Here is a 15,214-nt window from a genome sequence, read left to right as displayed (position 1 = left end):
CCACACCACGCCAGGGAGGCACGATGACTGATTCGACGGACCGGGAAGCGCGGCATGCGGAGCTCGCGGAGCGGTATCTGCCGGACGACCTCCTGGTGCGATTCCGGGAGCGTGCCGCCGTCTACGACCGCGACAACGCGTTCTTCTACGAGGACCTCGAGGACCTGAAGGAGCGCGGGTACCTCACGCTCTTCGTGCCGACCGAACTGGACGGGCCTGGTTTGTCCCTGCACGAGGTGTCCCGGCTGCAGCAGCGACTGGCGGGGGCAGCACCGGGCACTGCACTCGCCATCAACATGCACCTCATGTGCACCGGGGTCGTCCACGCGATGCGCGCCCGCGGCGACAGGTCGCTCGACTGGGTGCTCGAAGAGGCGCGCGACGGCGAGATCTTCGCGTTCGGCATCAGCGAACCCGCGAACGACTGGGTGCTGCAGGGGTCGAACACGCAGGCGGTGCGGCAGGACGACGGCGGCTACCTGCTGAGCGGGGTCAAGATCTTCACGTCGCTGTCGCCCGTGTGGACGCGACTCATCGTGCACGGACTCGACGAATCAGACGCGGACGACCCGCGCCTGGTGTACGGGTTCGTCGAACGCGGTGCGGAGGGCATCACGGTCTCCGATGACTGGGACGTCATGGGGATGCGGGCCTCGCACAGCAGGGCGACAATCCTCGACGGTGTGCGGATGGAACCCGCGCGCGTGGCGCGGCGGATCGAGCCGGGACCCGTGCCGGACCTGCTCACGTTCGCGATCACCAGCAACTTCCAGCTGCTCATCGCCTCCGTGTACGCCGGTGTGGCTCGGCGGGCGCTGGAGCTGGGAGCCGAGGCACTGAAGAAGCGGAAGTCCGCGAAGAAGGGCGTATCCCTGGCCGAGGCGCCGGAATTCCGCATGCGCCTGGCGGATGCGCACCTGGATTATATGCCGGTGCCCGCCCAGCTGGACGCCTACACCCGGGACTTCGACGAACTGGCGGACCACGGATCCGGCTGGCCGCTGCGTCTGGTGAGCGCACGGATCAACGCGTCGAAGGTGGCCCGGCGCACAGCGGAGGCCGCGCTGCTGTGTTCCGGCGGCAGCGGGTTCGGCAACTCTCACGAACTCAGCCGACTGTTCCGCGACGCCACCGCCGGCCTCTTCCACCCGCCCAGCGAGGACGCCGCCCGCCCCATGTACGCCGCCGCACTGCTGGACGACTGAGCGGGCCTGCACATGGAGCGGGAGAGAGCCAGTATGGGTCGATACGCTTCACGCGCGATTGAGTGATGTCTCAGTCAGGCCAAATGTCGAGCGAGTTCTCTCGCGTATAGACCTGCTGATTGAGGTCGCACCGGGCGCCAGGAACATCCACGTTGTATTCGATATGGAAGGAGGTGTCGTAGTCGTACCCTCTCCGCCCGTCGCTCACGGTCTCCCCGTCTTTGAACTGACTTTGGTTGATCTCTATCCCGAACTCGACGGGAGGGATGAAGGTGCGAGGAGAGTCTCCGCGGGGCTCGTTGCCCAACGGGGTGGAGGCCTCCTTCGTGATCGGGTTCCCCGTGTAGGTCATCGTGTAGGTGTACCGGGATCCGCTTTTCGTCTTGGAGGTCTTCCAGTTCGAGGGCACCTTGGTGAATTTCATGTCGATCTCCCAGGTGAGTGAGTAAACGTACGTATACGCCGTGACGTAGACATCTTCCTGGTCCGACATGAACGCGAGTGCTCCCCACGCGTAGTCCTTAACCTTCCCCACGGAGAGTCGCATTTCTGCTTTGCTCTTCTTTTTCTGCCATCGTCCCTTGGAGTCGACCGACAAAAAACGAATTTCTAGCCAGGCTCCTCGTTCTACCTGCAGCTCCGGGCAGACGGAAGGAGAGGCGGCTATAGCGGGAGCCGCCGTCGTAGCGATAGCGACCGGAGCCGCCCATGCGGTTGTGAGCAGCGCGCGGCGTTTGACCGACCTCGTACTCTGAGCAGGAAGAGAGTGTCCCGGAAGCTCCATTAGTGCAACTCATTCTTACGGAATTAGAGGTTGATGGGGTCTGGATCCTACGGCGGGCACCCAACGTGGAATATCCCGAAAAACACGGAGGAAATGCGTATGAGGTACCGAAACGTACGCACCTGCCCGAAAGAGAAGCTTCGATGACTCGTCGTAAAGGGCCGACTCCCCGCGAGGACCTGGTGAAGCGCCACGTGAGGGCGTTCAACGACAGGGACGTGGACGCGCTGCTGGCGGACTTCACCGACGACGCGACGTGGGTGACCGGTGACTACACCGTCCCGCCCGGCGGCCTGCGCGATTTCTTCACGGACGCGTTCGGCTCGCTCGTCCCCCACCTCACGCTGCGGCGGGTGATCGACGGCGGTGACGCGGTCGCCGCAGAGATGACTGAGCAGTGGACGCACGACGGGACGACGAAGACCGCAGCGCTCATCGCGGTCTTCGACCTCGCGCCCGGTGTCTTCATCAGTGATCCCGGGACGATCCGTAGCGCGAAGATCTACCGGGAAGGCTCCGCCGACGCGTAGTGCGACCGGGCACTGGTCTCTGCCGAGCCATGCACCCGACCGGCCGTGCACCCGACGTGTGCCGCCGCTACGAGGCTGCGAGTATCGTGTGTCACATGTCTGAACTGCTGAAGAATCGTCGCGCCCTCGTCACCGGTGGAGCCTCCGGAATCGGGCGGGCGACCGCGCTCGCGTTCGCCCGGGAAGGCGCCCACGTCATCATCGCGGATCGTGACGGGGACGGTGCGCGTGCCGTGGCCGCAGAAATAGAAGCTGCGGGCACCGCGGAGACGTGGGAGGTGGACCTGGCCGACACCTCGGCGCTGGAGGAGCGGTTCCGCGAGGTGCCGCTCGACGTCGACATCCTCGTGAACAACGCGGGCATCCAGCGGATCCACCCGATCGAGGAGTTCCCGCTCGACGAATGGCGGTTCATCCACACCCTCATGCTCGAATCGCCGTTCGTGCTCACCAAGGCGGCCCTGCCGGCGATGTACGAACGCGGGTGGGGCAGGGTCATCAACCTGTCGTCCGTCCACGGCATCCGGGCCTCTGCGAACAAATCCGCCTACGTCGCCGCGAAGCACGGACTCATGGGGCTCACGAAGACCACGGCGCTGGAGGGCGGACCCCACGGCGTCACCTGCAACGCGATCAACCCCGGCTACGTCATGACCCCGCTCATCGAAGCGCAGGTCACCGAACTGGCGAAGAACCGCGGCATCAGCGAGGACGCCGTGCTGGACGAGGTGTTCCTCGAGCACTCCGCGGTGCCGGGACTGCCCGTTCCCGAGGACGTCGCCGCGATCATCGTCCTGCTCGCCTCCGAAGCCGGTCGGGCCATCAACGGCTCCGGCTACTCGATCGACGGAGGCTGGAACGCGGCGTGAGCGCATCGGACGACGAGCACGAGCCCACTGAGAGGGAGTGGCTCACCCGCACCCTCCTGCCGGGCGGCCGGGAACCGGATCCGCGATTCACCCTCGCCAACGAGCGCACGTTCCTCGCGTGGACGAGGACATCGCTCGCGTTCCTGGCGGGCGGCATCGCCCTCGCCGCACTGCCGCTCGCGGACATGCCGCAGGACTTCAAGCGCCTCCTCGCGATCGTGCTCCTGTGCATCGGCACGCTGCTTGCGATCGGGTCCGCAGTGCGGTGGGTGCGGGTCGAACGCGCGATGCGGCATGACCGTCCGCTTCCGCTTCCCCTCATCGTCCCGTTCATGGCGGTCGTCGCCAGTGCCACGTGTGTCGGCACCGTGCTGTACCTCGTGATGTGATGCGCGCGCGACAGCGGACGGGCGTGCAGGCGCCCACTCGGGGCCACGTCGACCTGGGACTGCAGCCGGAGCGGACCAGCCTCGCCTGGGCGCGGTCGGTCGTGTCGCTCTTCGTCGCATCCGCGATCCTGCTCCGTTGGATCCCGTTCTACGGCATCTGGATCCTGCCCGCCGTCGGTGTCCTGTGGATCGCCGCCCTCGCACTGCAGGTCACGCAGGAGCGGCGGTACCGGCGAGGCGTCGAAGGCATCGTGGCCGGGGAGCTGCGGCCGAACGTCAGGTCGATCTGCTCGCTCGCGGCAGTCGTCACACTGGTCGGCATCATGTCGATCGTCTTCGTGCTCCTCGAAGGCTGAGCGCGGGGCGCAGGGTGTGGGCGGCTCAGCGGCCACTGCCCGTCACGTCGCCCTCACGTCATCCGCCGCTCACGTCATCCGTGCGCTGCGCCGCAGGGCGTGGAGTACGTGTTCGACGGCGGGGCTGCGGAGCGCTTCGGGGCGGACCGCCGCCCAGTACTCCATCTGCCTCTCGAACTCCGGCAGGACGCGGACCAGCCGCGGCCCGTCGTCGTCCCGCGCATCGGAACCGGCCAGACCGGATCCACTCCCGCGCGTCTCACTCATGTAGGTCGGCAGCAGCCCGATCCCCGTACCCAACAGGGTCGCGTGGACGTGCACTTGCACGGAGTTCGACCGGAGGAACCCCGCCGGTTCCGGCAGCCCCTCCGTCGCATGCGCCAGCCCCTGCACCCCGATCGAGTGCTCCGGGTAGTAGATGAGCCGATGGTCCGCGATGTCCGCACGGGTTTCCGGCGCGCCGTTCCTCTCGATGTACTCCTCCGTCGCGAAGAGGCCCAACGCGTACGGGCACAGGAAGTGGACGATGGACTGCGGAGCGTCCGGCTGCTCGACCACGACCTCGATGTCCACCCCGGACCTGTAGCGGCGCGCTGGTTGGGTGACCGTCAGCACCTCGATCTGCAGCCCCGGGTGCCTGTGCTGCAGTTCCGCGATCGCCGGCAGTGCGACCCAGTTGGCGAACCCCGACGGAGTCGCGATCCGCACAGTGCCCACGACGGCGCCCTTCGTACCCGGCTGTTCGGGCTGGGAGGCCGCGGTGAGGGCGGCCTCCACGGCCTCGGCGGCGGGCAGCAGGCGACGGCCGCGGCCGGTGAGCTCCCAGCCGTCCGGGGACGCGGTGAGCACGCGTTCGCCCACCGCCTTCTCCAGCGCGGCGATGCGGCGGGACACCGTCGTGTGGTTCACGCCCATGCTCGTCGCTGCCGCCGTGTACTTCCCCAGCCGCGCCACCGCGAGCAGAGCGAGCAGATCGTCCGGCGCGATCCGCAGACCCGCCCCGGGAGCGGGCCCCGCCGCGGAAGGCTGCCCTGCCCCGGCTGGTCGACCCGCTGCGGGGGAGGGCGACGGCTGTGCGTGAGGACTCGACATGACCGCATGGTATCTGCACGCACGCACACCACCGGTGCGGAACCCGCGCAGGCGCACCCTCCCGAGATCGCGCTCATCGGAATAGGCTGGAGACACGTACGCCGCATCACGGACACATCATGCAAGGAGGCATCATGGCAACAATCGGTTGGATCGGGCTCGGGAATATGGGCCGGCCCATGACGAAGAATCTTGTCGCAGCGGGCCACACGGTGACCGGCTTCGACGTCGTCGAGGCCGCCGTGACCGCGGCCGCGGAGGACGGCGTCACCCCGGCAGGCTCCATCGCCGAGGCCGTGGCCGGTGCCGACATCGTCTTCACCATGCTGCCCAAGGGCGAGCACGCGCGCGCCGTCTACCTCGACGAGGGCGGTGTCTTCGCGTCGGCTTCGACGTCGACGCTGCTGGTGGACTCCTCCACGATCGACTTCGATTCCGCGCGCGCCCTGCACGCCGCAGCGCACGAGCGCGGCTTCCGCTTCATCGACGGTCCCGTGTCCGGGGGAGTGGGCGGTGCGCAGGCAGGCACCCTCACCTTCATGCTGGGCGGCGCGGACGATGTGATCGCGGAAGCCAGGCCGGTCATCGAGGCGATGGCGGGCAACATCTTCCACGCCGGTGGCGAAGCGGCCGGGCAGGCGGCGAAGATCGTCAACAACATGCAGCTGGCGATCAGCCTGCAGGGCGTCGTCGAGGGCGCGGTGCTCGCGCAGCGCTTCGGCCTGGACCCGAAGGTCTTCTTCGACATCACATCGGTGTCCTCGGGCGATTCGTGGCCGCTGCGCAGCTGGTATCCCGTGCCGGGTGTCGTCGAGACCTCTCCCTCCGAACGCGAATTCGCGCCGGGCTTCTCCACGATGCTCATGCACAAGGACCTGGGGCTGGCGCTCGCAGGTGCCCAGACGCAGGACGTCGAACTGCCCGCGGCTTCGCTCGTCTACGAGAAGCTGCAGCAGCTCATCGACGACGGCTGGGGCAACCACGACACGTCGATCCTCATCCGCAACGTGGACCCCGAGTCGAAGGGCCTTCCCAAGACCCCCTGATCCTCCAGGAGTTCTGATGTTACAGGTGCCCTGACAGGACGCGTCCTGCCTGGTGTCCGGGCGGGATCGTCGTCAGCGGTGCGGGTGGAGACGGGTGAGCGGAAGCGCAGCTGGATCAGCTGCGCCTCCGCTCATTCAGCTGCGCCTCTGCGGTCTCAGCTGCGTGCCCCGAAGACGGTCGAACCGATGCGGACGATCGTTGCGCCCTCCTCGATCGCCAGCCCGAAGTCCGCGCTCATCCCCATCGACAGCTCAGTCGCGTCCGCGGGGAGGGCGCCCGTGTCGCGGAGGCGTGCGGACAGTTCGCGCAGTTCTGCGTAGGACGGCCGGATCTCGTCGTCGCTGGAACCCGGCAGACCGATCGTCATGAGCCCGCGGATCCTCAGGTGCGACAGATCCCGCACCTGGGTGGCGAGCTCCTCTGCCGCGGCCGGGTCGACCCCGAACTTCGACTCCTCACGCGACGTGTTCACCTGCAGGAACACGTCCAGCAGGGGAGATGCCGTGTCCGAGGCGGCTGCCGTGCCCGAGGCGGCTGCGGAGCCGTCCGTGCCGGACGCCTCGGTTCCGTGCGCGCGGAGGGTGCCCGGGGCCTCGGCGACGAGTGAGTCGTGTCCTTCGGCCAGGAGCGTCGCGATGCGGTTGGACAGCCTCTGCGCGACCGCGAGGTTGTCGATCGACTGCACGCACACCGCACCCGCCCGCAGGGTGTGGTTCACCTTGTTGCGCTGGAGAGGGCCGATGAGGTGGGGCTCGTGGGGGATGTCGGCCAGGTCGGGGGCCTTCGTCTGGAGTTCCTGCACACGGTTCTCGCCGATGAGGGTGCAGCCCGCTTCCAGCGCGACGCGGATCCGGGAGGCCGGCTGCGTCTTCGTCGCCAGCATGATGCGCACGGCGTCGGCGGACCCGTGAGCGGCCTGGGACGCGCTGCGCACGGTGTCGGAGACCTGCGCGAGGCGTTCGCGGATCGCCTGCGCATCCTGCGAGTCGTGGTCACCCTGCGAACTCTGCGGTCCCGTGGAGGAGTGAGAGGCGGAGGCAGTCTGGTCAGTCATGCCGTGATTGTCTCAAAGGGGGACGCCGCGGGAGGCTCCAGGTGGCACTGCGGGCCGACGAACGGGTGCTTGGTGGGGCGGGAAGAGCAGGCGCACTGTGGACCGGCCCGAAGCGGCCTCGGGAACATCGGCGCGAGCCGGTGGGTTCTTCCGTATGACAGCGGCACTGCGTGTGACAGTGGCGCATCACGGCACCGCCCGCAGATGGGAGAATCACAGGCATGACCGCTCAGCAGAACTCCGCAGCAGCCCCCCGCAACAGCATTCGACTGCGCGCCCCCGAACTCACGGGCCGGCGCTGGATCAACACCGGCGGCGATGACCTGTCGCTCGCGGACCTGCGAGGCAAGATCGTGCTGCTGGACTTCTGGACGTTCTGCTGCATCAACTGCCTCCACGTGCTGGACGAGCTGCGTCCCCTCAAGGAGAAGTACAGCGACGTGCTCGTGACGATCGGTGTGCACAGCCCCAAGTTCGAGTTCGAGCGGACGGTCGAGGCCGTCGACCAGGCGGTCGAGCGCTACGGCGTGGAGCACATCGTGCTGGACGACCCGGACCTCGTCACGTGGCAGGCCTACACCGCCCGTGCCTGGCCGACGCTCGTCCTCATCGACCCGGAGGGGTACATCGTCGCCTCGATGTCCGGTGAGGGGCACTCGTCCGGGCTGGCGTCCCTCATCGAGGAGCTCGTCGAGGAGCACGCCGCGCAGGGCACCCTGCACCGCGGCAGCGGTCCGTACGTCCCGCCGGCCCCGGTGGAGCGCGACCTGTCCTACCCCGGCAAGGTCATCCGTCTCACGGATGTCCCCGGGCACGAGGGGAACCTGCTCGTCGCGGATTCCGGCCACCACTCGCTCGTCGAGTTCGACCCGTCCGGCACGCGCATCCTCCAACGCATCGGCACGGGCGTGCGCGGGCACGCGGACGGGGCAGGCGACAAGGCGCTGTTCTCCGAGCCCGGTGGCATCACCGAACTGCCGCGTCAGGTCGCGGACGCGGTCGGCTACGACCTGGTCGTCGCGGACACGGTCAACCACCTGCTGCGAGGAGTGCGCCTCGACGCTCCCGCCGCGACAGTCACGACACTGGCCGGGACCGGTGAGCAGTTCATGGTCGGAGCGAACGACAACGTCGTGGACGTCCCGGGTGCGCAGGCCCCGTTCGAAGGCGCGGGCACGTCGATCAAGCTGTCGAGCCCGTGGGACGTCCTCTGGGCGCCCGCATCGGAGCGTGTCGTCATCGCGATGGCCGGCAACCACACGATCTGGGACTTCGATCCCGCCACCGGTGTGGTCCGCCAGCTGTCCGGCACGATGAACGAGGGCCTGCGCGACTCCGCGTCCGCGGACGAACCCGCCTGGTACGCGCAGACGTCAGGCCTGGCGCCCTCGGCGGACGGCACCGTCTGGGTCGCGGACTCGGAGACGTCCGCGCTGCGCCGACTGGATCCCCGCGACGGCACCGTCAGCACCCAGGTGGGGATCGGTCTGTTCGACTTCGGCTTCCAGGACGGACCCGCCGCCGAGGCCCGTCTCCAGCACCCGTTGGGCGTCGCCGAACTGCCCGACGGCTCCGTCGCCATCGCGGACACGTACAACGGCGCGATCCGCCGCTTCGATCCGGTGTCGGAGACGGTGAGCACCCTGGCGCGCGGGCTCGCGGAGCCGTCCGACATCCTCGTCGTGCTCCCCGAGCACACCGCGGACACGGCCGCCGAGGACCGGGACCCCCACCTGCTCGTCGCGGAGTCTGCGGCCCACCAGCTCACGGCGATCGCGATCCCGAAGGAGGCGCTCGTCGTCGCGGAGGGTGCGCAGCAGACGAAGCGGCCGTCGACGACGATCGGCGAGGACACCCTGGAGCTCGAGATCGGCTTCACGGTCCCGTCGGGGCAGAAGCTGGACGACCGGTGGGGGGACCCGACGCACCTGCAGGTGTCGTCGACCCCGCCGGAACTCATCAGGACGGGTGCGGGGAGCGCGGAGGGCATGTCCCGGTCGCTGACGCTCAATCCGGACATCCGCTCCGGTGTCCTGCACATCACCGCGCGCGCGGCCGCCTGCGACGGCGAACCGGGCGGTGAGATCCCGCCGCACGCGGCGTGCCACCTGTACCAGCAGGACTGGGGCATCCCCGTCGACCTGGTGAGCGGTGGGGAGTCCGTCCTGCGCCTGGACCTGCGCGGCACGAACTGAACCGCGCAGTGTGACCGCCTACGGCCCGTCGGCCACGGGCGCGTCGTCGACGGGTCCTTCGTCGTCGACCGGCTGGTCGTCGGGCTCCTCGTCGGAGTCCGACCCCAGCCCGTCGCCGCTCGCAAGCCCCGCCTCGAGCGGTTCGACGCGCGGTTCGCCATCGACGACGGACACCACCGCGGTGAACGTGAAGGTGATGGGTTCGTCGAAGTCCGATTCCGTCGCGGTGACGATGTCGCGGTAGCGGCCCGACACCCGGGCGACGCCTTCCGTGGGCGCGGTGACGAGACGGCGCCGCTCCGTCGACAGGCGCACCTCCGGGTATTCGACGATCTCCCATGAGACGTCGCCCAGGATCTGGTTCACGGAGTCAAAGCCGAACGTGCAACCCGCCGGCATGAGGGTCGTCGCGGTGGCGCACCCGTCCAGGTGCGCACGCACCAGGTCGTCGACCTCGTCGCGGAGGTCTTCGGTGGGCTCCGCTGCCAACCGCACCTCGACCTCGGGCGCGGACCCGTCGACCACGGTGTTCTGCACACCGGAGCGGAAGTAGTGTTCGGCGAACCCCACGCTGTACTCGACGGGGTAGAGGACCGGAAGGCCGTCGCGCGGAGCGGGGACGTCCGCGCTGTTGATGCGGACCGTCGACGCGCCGTCCACGACGAGGTCCATGCGGGGCAGCGTCCCCGGATCGATGAGCCACACGGGGAACAGGCCCCAGGTGCCGGGGGTGCGGACGAGGGAGAAGTCCTGTGTGCGGGTCGTGCCGTCGAGGTCGTACTCCACCGTGGCGGTCGCGCGGTCGCCGTCGGTCTCCGCATGCGTGACGGACACGCGGGTGGGCAGCGACGGAGCCCCGTCGAGCGCTTCATCGGTGAGTGCCCAGCCGTCGGTGATCTCGCCGGTGAGAAGCCTGCCGACGGCCGCTTCCGCGTCGCGACGGTCCAGGGCGTCGAAGTACGCGCTCACCGTCTGGGCGGGACCGTACGCGACCATCCCGAGCACGGGCACACTCGCGACGGTGAGCACGACGACCAGCAGGCCGGCGATCGCCAGCTGCCGGGCCCGATTCGGCCCTCCGTGTTCTTTCACACCCGCGGATCCCCTCGTGTCGGTCACACTTCGACCGACCATACGTGGATCCGGCGGGTGTCCACCTCCGCCCAGAGCCTCGAACCCATCCTGATCCGTCCCAGCTGGGTCTCCAGAACGTCACCCAGCCCCGGCTGGAGGAGCGCCCACGACCCCGGAGAGGCCGCGGGATCGCCACCACCCGGTGTGTCCCCTCCACCCGATGAGTCCTCGCCGCCCAGTTCAGGGGTGATCGCGGTCCAGGCGCGGCGGGGAGAGGCGTCGAGGACGTCGACGACGAGGGGGAGGCCCGCCTCGTTGTCCACGGGGGAGAGGCGCACCTGCAGGACGCTGCCGTCGTCGCGGATGCCGATGACGATCACCTCGAAGACGAACTCGCCGCGGAACGCGGGGTCGAATTCGTCGACGGACAGCATCACCGCGTCCGTGGGGATCGCGAGGTACACCTTGCCGTCGAGGTCGGTGCGCCGCCTCACCTGGGAGTGGCCGATGCTCAGCCACCCGCGGCGGGCCAGCCCCGACATGACGTTGGCACCGGACAGCGAGGCGGTGAGGCCGCCGCGAGGCTTTCCGAGGATCGTGGTCGGGTCGCCCTCCTGCGCGACCTGCTCCGCGTCCAGTTCGATCGTCCGCGCACCCAGTACCAGCGCGTCGACCGGCGAATCGGTCGACAGGACGGCGCCCAGGCCGTGGGCCCGCAGTTCGCGGACGAGTGTGGCGCGCAGCCCGGAGCGCTGATGGCCTGGCACACCCGCCAGCGGCGAGTCGAGGACGACGTGCGACACGTCCGGCACGTTCTCGCCCACGAGCACGATCGCTGCGATGCGCGCCCTCACCCGCGCTGCGGCGTCGAGCTCTGCGAGACGGGTGCGCGGGCCCACATCGGAGGCGAGCCCCACACGTGTGAGGGCCTTCTGCTGCTGCGCGGGATCCGCGACCCCCGTGTGGTCCCGGAGCCAGCGCCCCAGCCGGTCCCGAGACCCCCACAGGCGCCGAGGCCCCCACGAGTCGCGAGGTCTCCGCGCATCCTGAGGACTCCGATCCGGTCCCGGCGGGGCCGGGACCGCGCGGGCTCCCGGGAGCTCCGCCACAGCACGCTGCACGGCGGTGACGTCCTCCTCACGCCCCATGAGCACGAGGTCGTCACCGCCGTGCAGCGGTGCGGTGGTCAGCGGTTCACCGGAGAGCCGCAGGCCGCTCAGGTCCATGACGGACGAAGTGCGGCGCGAGGGCTCCCCGCCACTGGCCATGGGGTCAGTACTCCGCGGGGTCGGCCTGTGCGGCGCGACGGCGGGTGATGACGACTGCCGCGCCTCCGACGACGAGCAGACCGGCGCCCAGCGCGAGGCCGGTCAGTTCGGTGCCCGTCCGCGGGAGATCAGCTGCACTGCCGGAGCGGGATCCGTCGGACGAGCCGCCCGAGCGACCGTTCCCGGCGTCGCCGGAACCGCTGCCGTCCGAACCGCCGTCACCGGAGCCGTCGTCTCCTGAACCCTTGTCGCCGTCGTCCGAGTCGTCCGCGCCGCCCTGAGAGTCATCGTCGTCGCGTTCGACCTCGGTCCCGTTCGTCACCACGGTGAATTCGCCGCCGAGGTCGTCGAACCCGTCGCCGGACACGGCGACGGTGTAGTCGCCCAGCACGGCCTTGCCGTCGGGGTGCAGCTGGAAGACCGCGCTGCCCTCGTCGTTCGCGGATTTCGAGGTCTCGAACCGGGAGACCTTGCCCTGGTTGTGGGACACGGCGAGCGTGACCTCGGAACCGGGCTTCGCGTCCGTGAGCGTGATCGTCACGCCACCGTCGCGTGCCGAGAACTCGTCAGAGGTGACCTCGGTCGGATCGATCGCGATCTCCGGCTCGAAGACCTCGTCCGGATCCCCCGTGGCGGTCGCCGTCGGATCGGGCGTCGCCGTCTCCGTGGGCTCTGCCGTCTCGGTCGGGTCTGCGGTCTCCGTGGGGGAGGCCGTTGCAGTCGGATCCGGGCTCTTCCGCGGGTCCCGCGTCTGGGTCGGTGCCGGTTCAGCCGTCTTCGTCGGCTCTGCCGTCTTGGTGGGCTCCGCGGTCTTGGTGGGCTCAGGCGAGGCCGACTCGGACGGGTCGGCCGTCTCGGTCGGGTCTGCGGTCTCCGTGGGGGATGCCGTCGCCGTCGGGTCTGCGGACTCGGTCGGATCAGCCGTCGCGGTCGCTTCCGCGGTCTCAGTCGCTTCGGCGGTCTCGGTCGGGTCAGCCGACTCCGTCGGGTCCGCGGTCTCCGTCGGCGGTGCCGTCTCGTCGACCTTCTCGACGACCTCGAACTCGACGGTGTCCGTCTTCGTCTCGGTCTCGAGGTCCGTGAGGTAGAGGTCGTAGCTCCCGACCGGCACCTTCGCGTTCTTCGTCGTCGTGAAGAAGTAGCGGCCGTTCACCTCGCCGTCCTCGGTCACGGTGAGTTCGGAGTCGGGGGTGTACTCCGTGCCGTCGGTGCCGACGACGGTGACCGTCGCCTTGCCTTCCTCGGTGAAGCCTGTGCCGGAGAAGCGGATGCCGACGTTCTTGTCGGCGATGTCCTTCTGCGACACCTGGTCGGCGTCGATGATCGCTTCAGGGTCGGCCTCTTCGGCGGACCTGCTGGAGCTGTCGGGCGATGCGGACGGATGCACCGTCGCGGGACCGCCGGTGGGGATCTGGTCGGGCAGCTCGATCGAGTCAGAGCTCTCCGACGGAGCGGATGCAGTGGAAGCGAAAGCGGGAACGGCGATGAGGCCGGAAACCGCGGCGGCTACTGCGGGGGCAAGAACAAGACTTTTCGAAGTCTTCACAGTGTTGCCTTTCGGTCGGTGTGGCACACGACCGCGCAGTCGGCAAATCCTCCCGGCACCCTCTGGCTGAAAGGGGAAGGCACCAACGTGCGCGGGCGTACTCAACCAGCCACTGTATAGCATATGCGGCTCTCGTGACGAGGTTCCGCGCGCGTCCGGTGCGAATGGAATGCAGTTCGTGACGGAGGGGGCGTGTCGTCCGCGTGCGCGGTACATTGGCCGGGTGAGCCTCCTTTCCGATCGTGACATCAGGGCAGAGATCGCTGCCGGACGCGTGCGACTGGACCCGTTCGACCCGTCGCTCATCCAGCCCGCGAGCATCGACGTCTGCCTGGACCGCTACTACCGCCTGTTCGACAACCACAAGTACTCCGTGATCGACCCGGCGACGGATCAGCCGGACCTGACGCGGCTCGTCGAGGTCGACCCGTCGGAGCCGTTCGTGCTCCATCCGGGCGAATTCGTCCTCGCGTCGACGCTCGAGCTGGTCACGCTCCCGGACGACGTCGCCGCGCGGCTGGAGGGCAAGTCGTCGCTGGGGCGCCTGGGCCTCCTCACGCACTCCACGGCCGGCTTCATCGACCCCGGCTTCTCCGGACACGTGACACTGGAGCTGTCGAACGTGGCGACGCTTCCCATCACGCTGTGGCCCGGTATGAAGATCGGCCAGCTGTGCTTCTTCCGCATGTCGTCGGCGTCGGATTCGCCGTACGGCGCTGACGGGAACCTCAACCGCTACCAGGGACAGCGGGGCCCCACCGCCTCGCGCGCCCACCGCGACTTCTACGTGTCCTCCGCGTTCACCCCCTCCGCCGAGGCGTGATCCCGGTGAGTGTCGACCCCCGGACCGCGGCCTTCGCCGGTTCCCACCTGCTCCTGCTGGACCCCGACCTCGAGCCGTTCGACGTCGTGAGCCTCCTGCGGAACCTCCGTCCCCAGCTGCCCGTCGGAGACCTCATCCCGGGCGAAGGCGGCGCGCGGGCCTATCGCCTGTCGCGGCACTCTCAGCTTGTGGGCCCGTTCGCAGTCGACGCCGCGATGGCCGACGCGCTCCAGTTCCCGACCGATGTCACGGCCGTCTTCGCTCTCGAATGCCCGCGCGACCGGGAACCGGTGCCGCCGCCGGAGTGGCTGCCGGACATCGACGGGCTCATCGCGGCGTTCCCGGAGGGCCTGCCCTGCCGGGAGGAGGGGCGCGTGCTCGACGAGGTCGTCGCGATCGCCCGCAGGCTCCGGCTCGTCGTCCGGCTCGCGGACGAGCCCGGGCGGGGCCTCAGACTGCTGAGGCCGGACACGGAAGTCACTCCGAACCTCTTCATCTACTCCGCCAACTGGCTGCCGCCGGAAAGACTGCTCGCCCACGTCGCCCGCGTCGCCCCGCAGGTGCGGTGGCCGCGCCCCCCGAAGCCGGAGGAGGCGGAGCGGGGACGAGCGCTCGCGGGCCCCGATGTGCCCGACGAGCTCGACGGCTACGCCGTCGAGGTCCCCCTCACGGACCAGCTGGGCCCCCGCGCGGGGTTCATCGAGATCCGCGTGGAGTTGGACGAGTACCTCCCCACGACGCTCGCCGAACACGTGTCGGGTCCCCAGATCGCCTATTCGCTGCGCTGGGTCGACACGGACAACATCGGACGGTTCCCCGACGTCGACGACGAGCTGCGCGTCATCCGCCCCCAGGCGATCCGCGTGCTCGAGCAGTGCGCGGCGGAGATCATGACCGCGAGCGGCGGCGCGGGGGTCGACGAGAGCGGCTTCCTCGTATCCGCCCAGCAGCTGCGCGACTGACGCGGCCCCCGCGCCTGTGA

General features: G+C 69.2%; 15 protein-coding genes. 9 read left to right on the top strand and 6 right to left on the bottom strand.

Going from position 1 to position 15,214, the window contains the following annotated elements; translation table 11 throughout:
• Window positions 1-23 precede the first annotated feature (23 nt).
• Complete coding sequence (locus tag JFC09_RS00645) at window positions 24-1,205, top strand: acyl-CoA dehydrogenase family protein (RefSeq protein WP_198392063.1); 1,182 nt, start codon at window positions 24-26, stop codon at window positions 1,203-1,205.
• 70 nt (window positions 1,206-1,275) lie between these two features.
• Here the strand turns inward: JFC09_RS00645 and JFC09_RS00640 are convergent, their stop codons facing one another.
• Window positions 1,276-1,803, bottom strand: a complete 528-nt coding sequence (locus JFC09_RS00640) for a hypothetical protein (RefSeq protein WP_198392062.1) — start codon at window positions 1,801-1,803, stop codon at window positions 1,276-1,278.
• A gap of 329 nt (window positions 1,804-2,132) precedes the next feature.
• On the opposite strand from JFC09_RS00640, the gene JFC09_RS00635 reads away from it, so the two are divergent.
• The 4 genes from JFC09_RS00635 to JFC09_RS00620 all read left to right on the top strand — a co-directional run bounded on the left by JFC09_RS00635 (window position 2,133) and on the right by JFC09_RS00620 (window position 4,133).
• Window positions 2,133-2,519 (top strand): nuclear transport factor 2 family protein, encoded by a 387-nt coding sequence (locus JFC09_RS00635; protein WP_198392061.1) that lies wholly within the window; start codon window positions 2,133-2,135, stop codon window positions 2,517-2,519.
• 95 nt (window positions 2,520-2,614) lie between these two features.
• On the top strand, window positions 2,615-3,388 hold the full coding sequence (locus JFC09_RS00630; protein ID WP_198392060.1) for a 3-hydroxybutyrate dehydrogenase: 774 nt from the start codon (window positions 2,615-2,617) through the stop codon (window positions 3,386-3,388).
• Window positions 3,385-3,777: a YidH family protein gene (locus JFC09_RS00625; RefSeq protein WP_198392059.1), complete on the top strand. Its 393-nt coding sequence runs from the start codon at window positions 3,385-3,387 to the stop codon at window positions 3,775-3,777. The genes JFC09_RS00630 and JFC09_RS00625 overlap by 4 nt, the downstream gene beginning before the upstream one ends.
• On the top strand, window positions 3,777-4,133 hold the full coding sequence (locus tag JFC09_RS00620) for a DUF202 domain-containing protein (protein ID WP_198392058.1): 357 nt from the start codon (window positions 3,777-3,779) through the stop codon (window positions 4,131-4,133). The genes JFC09_RS00625 and JFC09_RS00620 overlap by 1 nt, the downstream gene beginning before the upstream one ends.
• 69 nt (window positions 4,134-4,202) lie before the next feature.
• Here the strand turns inward: JFC09_RS00620 and JFC09_RS00615 are convergent, their stop codons facing one another.
• Window positions 4,203-5,225, bottom strand: a complete 1,023-nt coding sequence (locus tag JFC09_RS00615; RefSeq protein ID WP_198392057.1) for a LysR family transcriptional regulator — start codon at window positions 5,223-5,225, stop codon at window positions 4,203-4,205.
• A 134-nt stretch (window positions 5,226-5,359) separates the two neighbouring features.
• Here JFC09_RS00615 and mmsB point away from each other — a divergent pair, with 134 nt between their 5' ends.
• Complete coding sequence (mmsB, locus tag JFC09_RS00610) at window positions 5,360-6,271, top strand: 3-hydroxyisobutyrate dehydrogenase (RefSeq protein ID WP_198392056.1); 912 nt, start codon at window positions 5,360-5,362, stop codon at window positions 6,269-6,271.
• A gap of 155 nt (window positions 6,272-6,426) precedes the next feature.
• Here the strand turns inward: mmsB and JFC09_RS00605 are convergent, their stop codons facing one another.
• The gene (locus tag JFC09_RS00605) at window positions 6,427-7,326 is read right to left on the bottom strand and encodes a YggS family pyridoxal phosphate enzyme (protein ID WP_198392055.1); all 900 of its coding nucleotides are present in this window, start codon (window positions 7,324-7,326) and stop codon (window positions 6,427-6,429) included.
• Between the two features lie 221 nt (window positions 7,327-7,547).
• Between JFC09_RS00605 and JFC09_RS00600 the strand changes: the two genes are divergently transcribed.
• On the top strand, window positions 7,548-9,521 hold the full coding sequence (locus JFC09_RS00600; protein WP_198392054.1) for an NHL domain-containing thioredoxin family protein: 1,974 nt from the start codon (window positions 7,548-7,550) through the stop codon (window positions 9,519-9,521).
• A gap of 18 nt (window positions 9,522-9,539) precedes the next feature.
• On the opposite strand, the gene JFC09_RS00595 is transcribed toward JFC09_RS00600, so the two are convergent.
• The 3 genes from JFC09_RS00595 to JFC09_RS00585 are packed head-to-tail and all read right to left on the bottom strand — an operon-like array spanning window position 9,540 to window position 13,409.
• Window positions 9,540-10,613: a hypothetical protein gene (locus JFC09_RS00595; protein ID WP_198392053.1), complete on the bottom strand. Its 1,074-nt coding sequence runs from the start codon at window positions 10,611-10,613 to the stop codon at window positions 9,540-9,542.
• Window positions 10,614-10,636: 23 nt separating this feature from the next.
• Window positions 10,637-11,821, bottom strand: coding sequence for a hypothetical protein (locus JFC09_RS00590; RefSeq protein WP_198392052.1), 1,185 nt, complete (start codon window positions 11,819-11,821; stop codon window positions 10,637-10,639).
• 46 nt (window positions 11,822-11,867) lie between these two features.
• Window positions 11,868-13,409 (bottom strand): LPXTG cell wall anchor domain-containing protein, encoded by a 1,542-nt coding sequence (locus JFC09_RS00585; protein ID WP_198392051.1) that lies wholly within the window; start codon window positions 13,407-13,409, stop codon window positions 11,868-11,870.
• Between the two features lie 169 nt (window positions 13,410-13,578).
• On the opposite strand from JFC09_RS00585, the gene dcd reads away from it, so the two are divergent.
• The gene (gene dcd / locus JFC09_RS00580) at window positions 13,579-14,232 is read left to right on the top strand and encodes a dCTP deaminase (protein WP_198392050.1); all 654 of its coding nucleotides are present in this window, start codon (window positions 13,579-13,581) and stop codon (window positions 14,230-14,232) included.
• Between the two features lie 5 nt (window positions 14,233-14,237).
• Complete coding sequence (locus JFC09_RS00575) at window positions 14,238-15,194, top strand: hypothetical protein (protein WP_198392049.1); 957 nt, start codon at window positions 14,238-14,240, stop codon at window positions 15,192-15,194.
• The last annotated feature ends 20 nt before the right edge of the window (window positions 15,195-15,214 follow it).

This window comes from Brevibacterium yomogidense (assembly GCF_016107685.1).
GTDB classification, from domain to species: domain Bacteria; phylum Actinomycetota; class Actinomycetes; order Actinomycetales; family Brevibacteriaceae; genus Brevibacterium; species Brevibacterium yomogidense.
The sequence above is the reverse complement of the archived record's forward strand: the minus strand, read 5'-3'. Positions and strand labels throughout refer to the sequence as shown.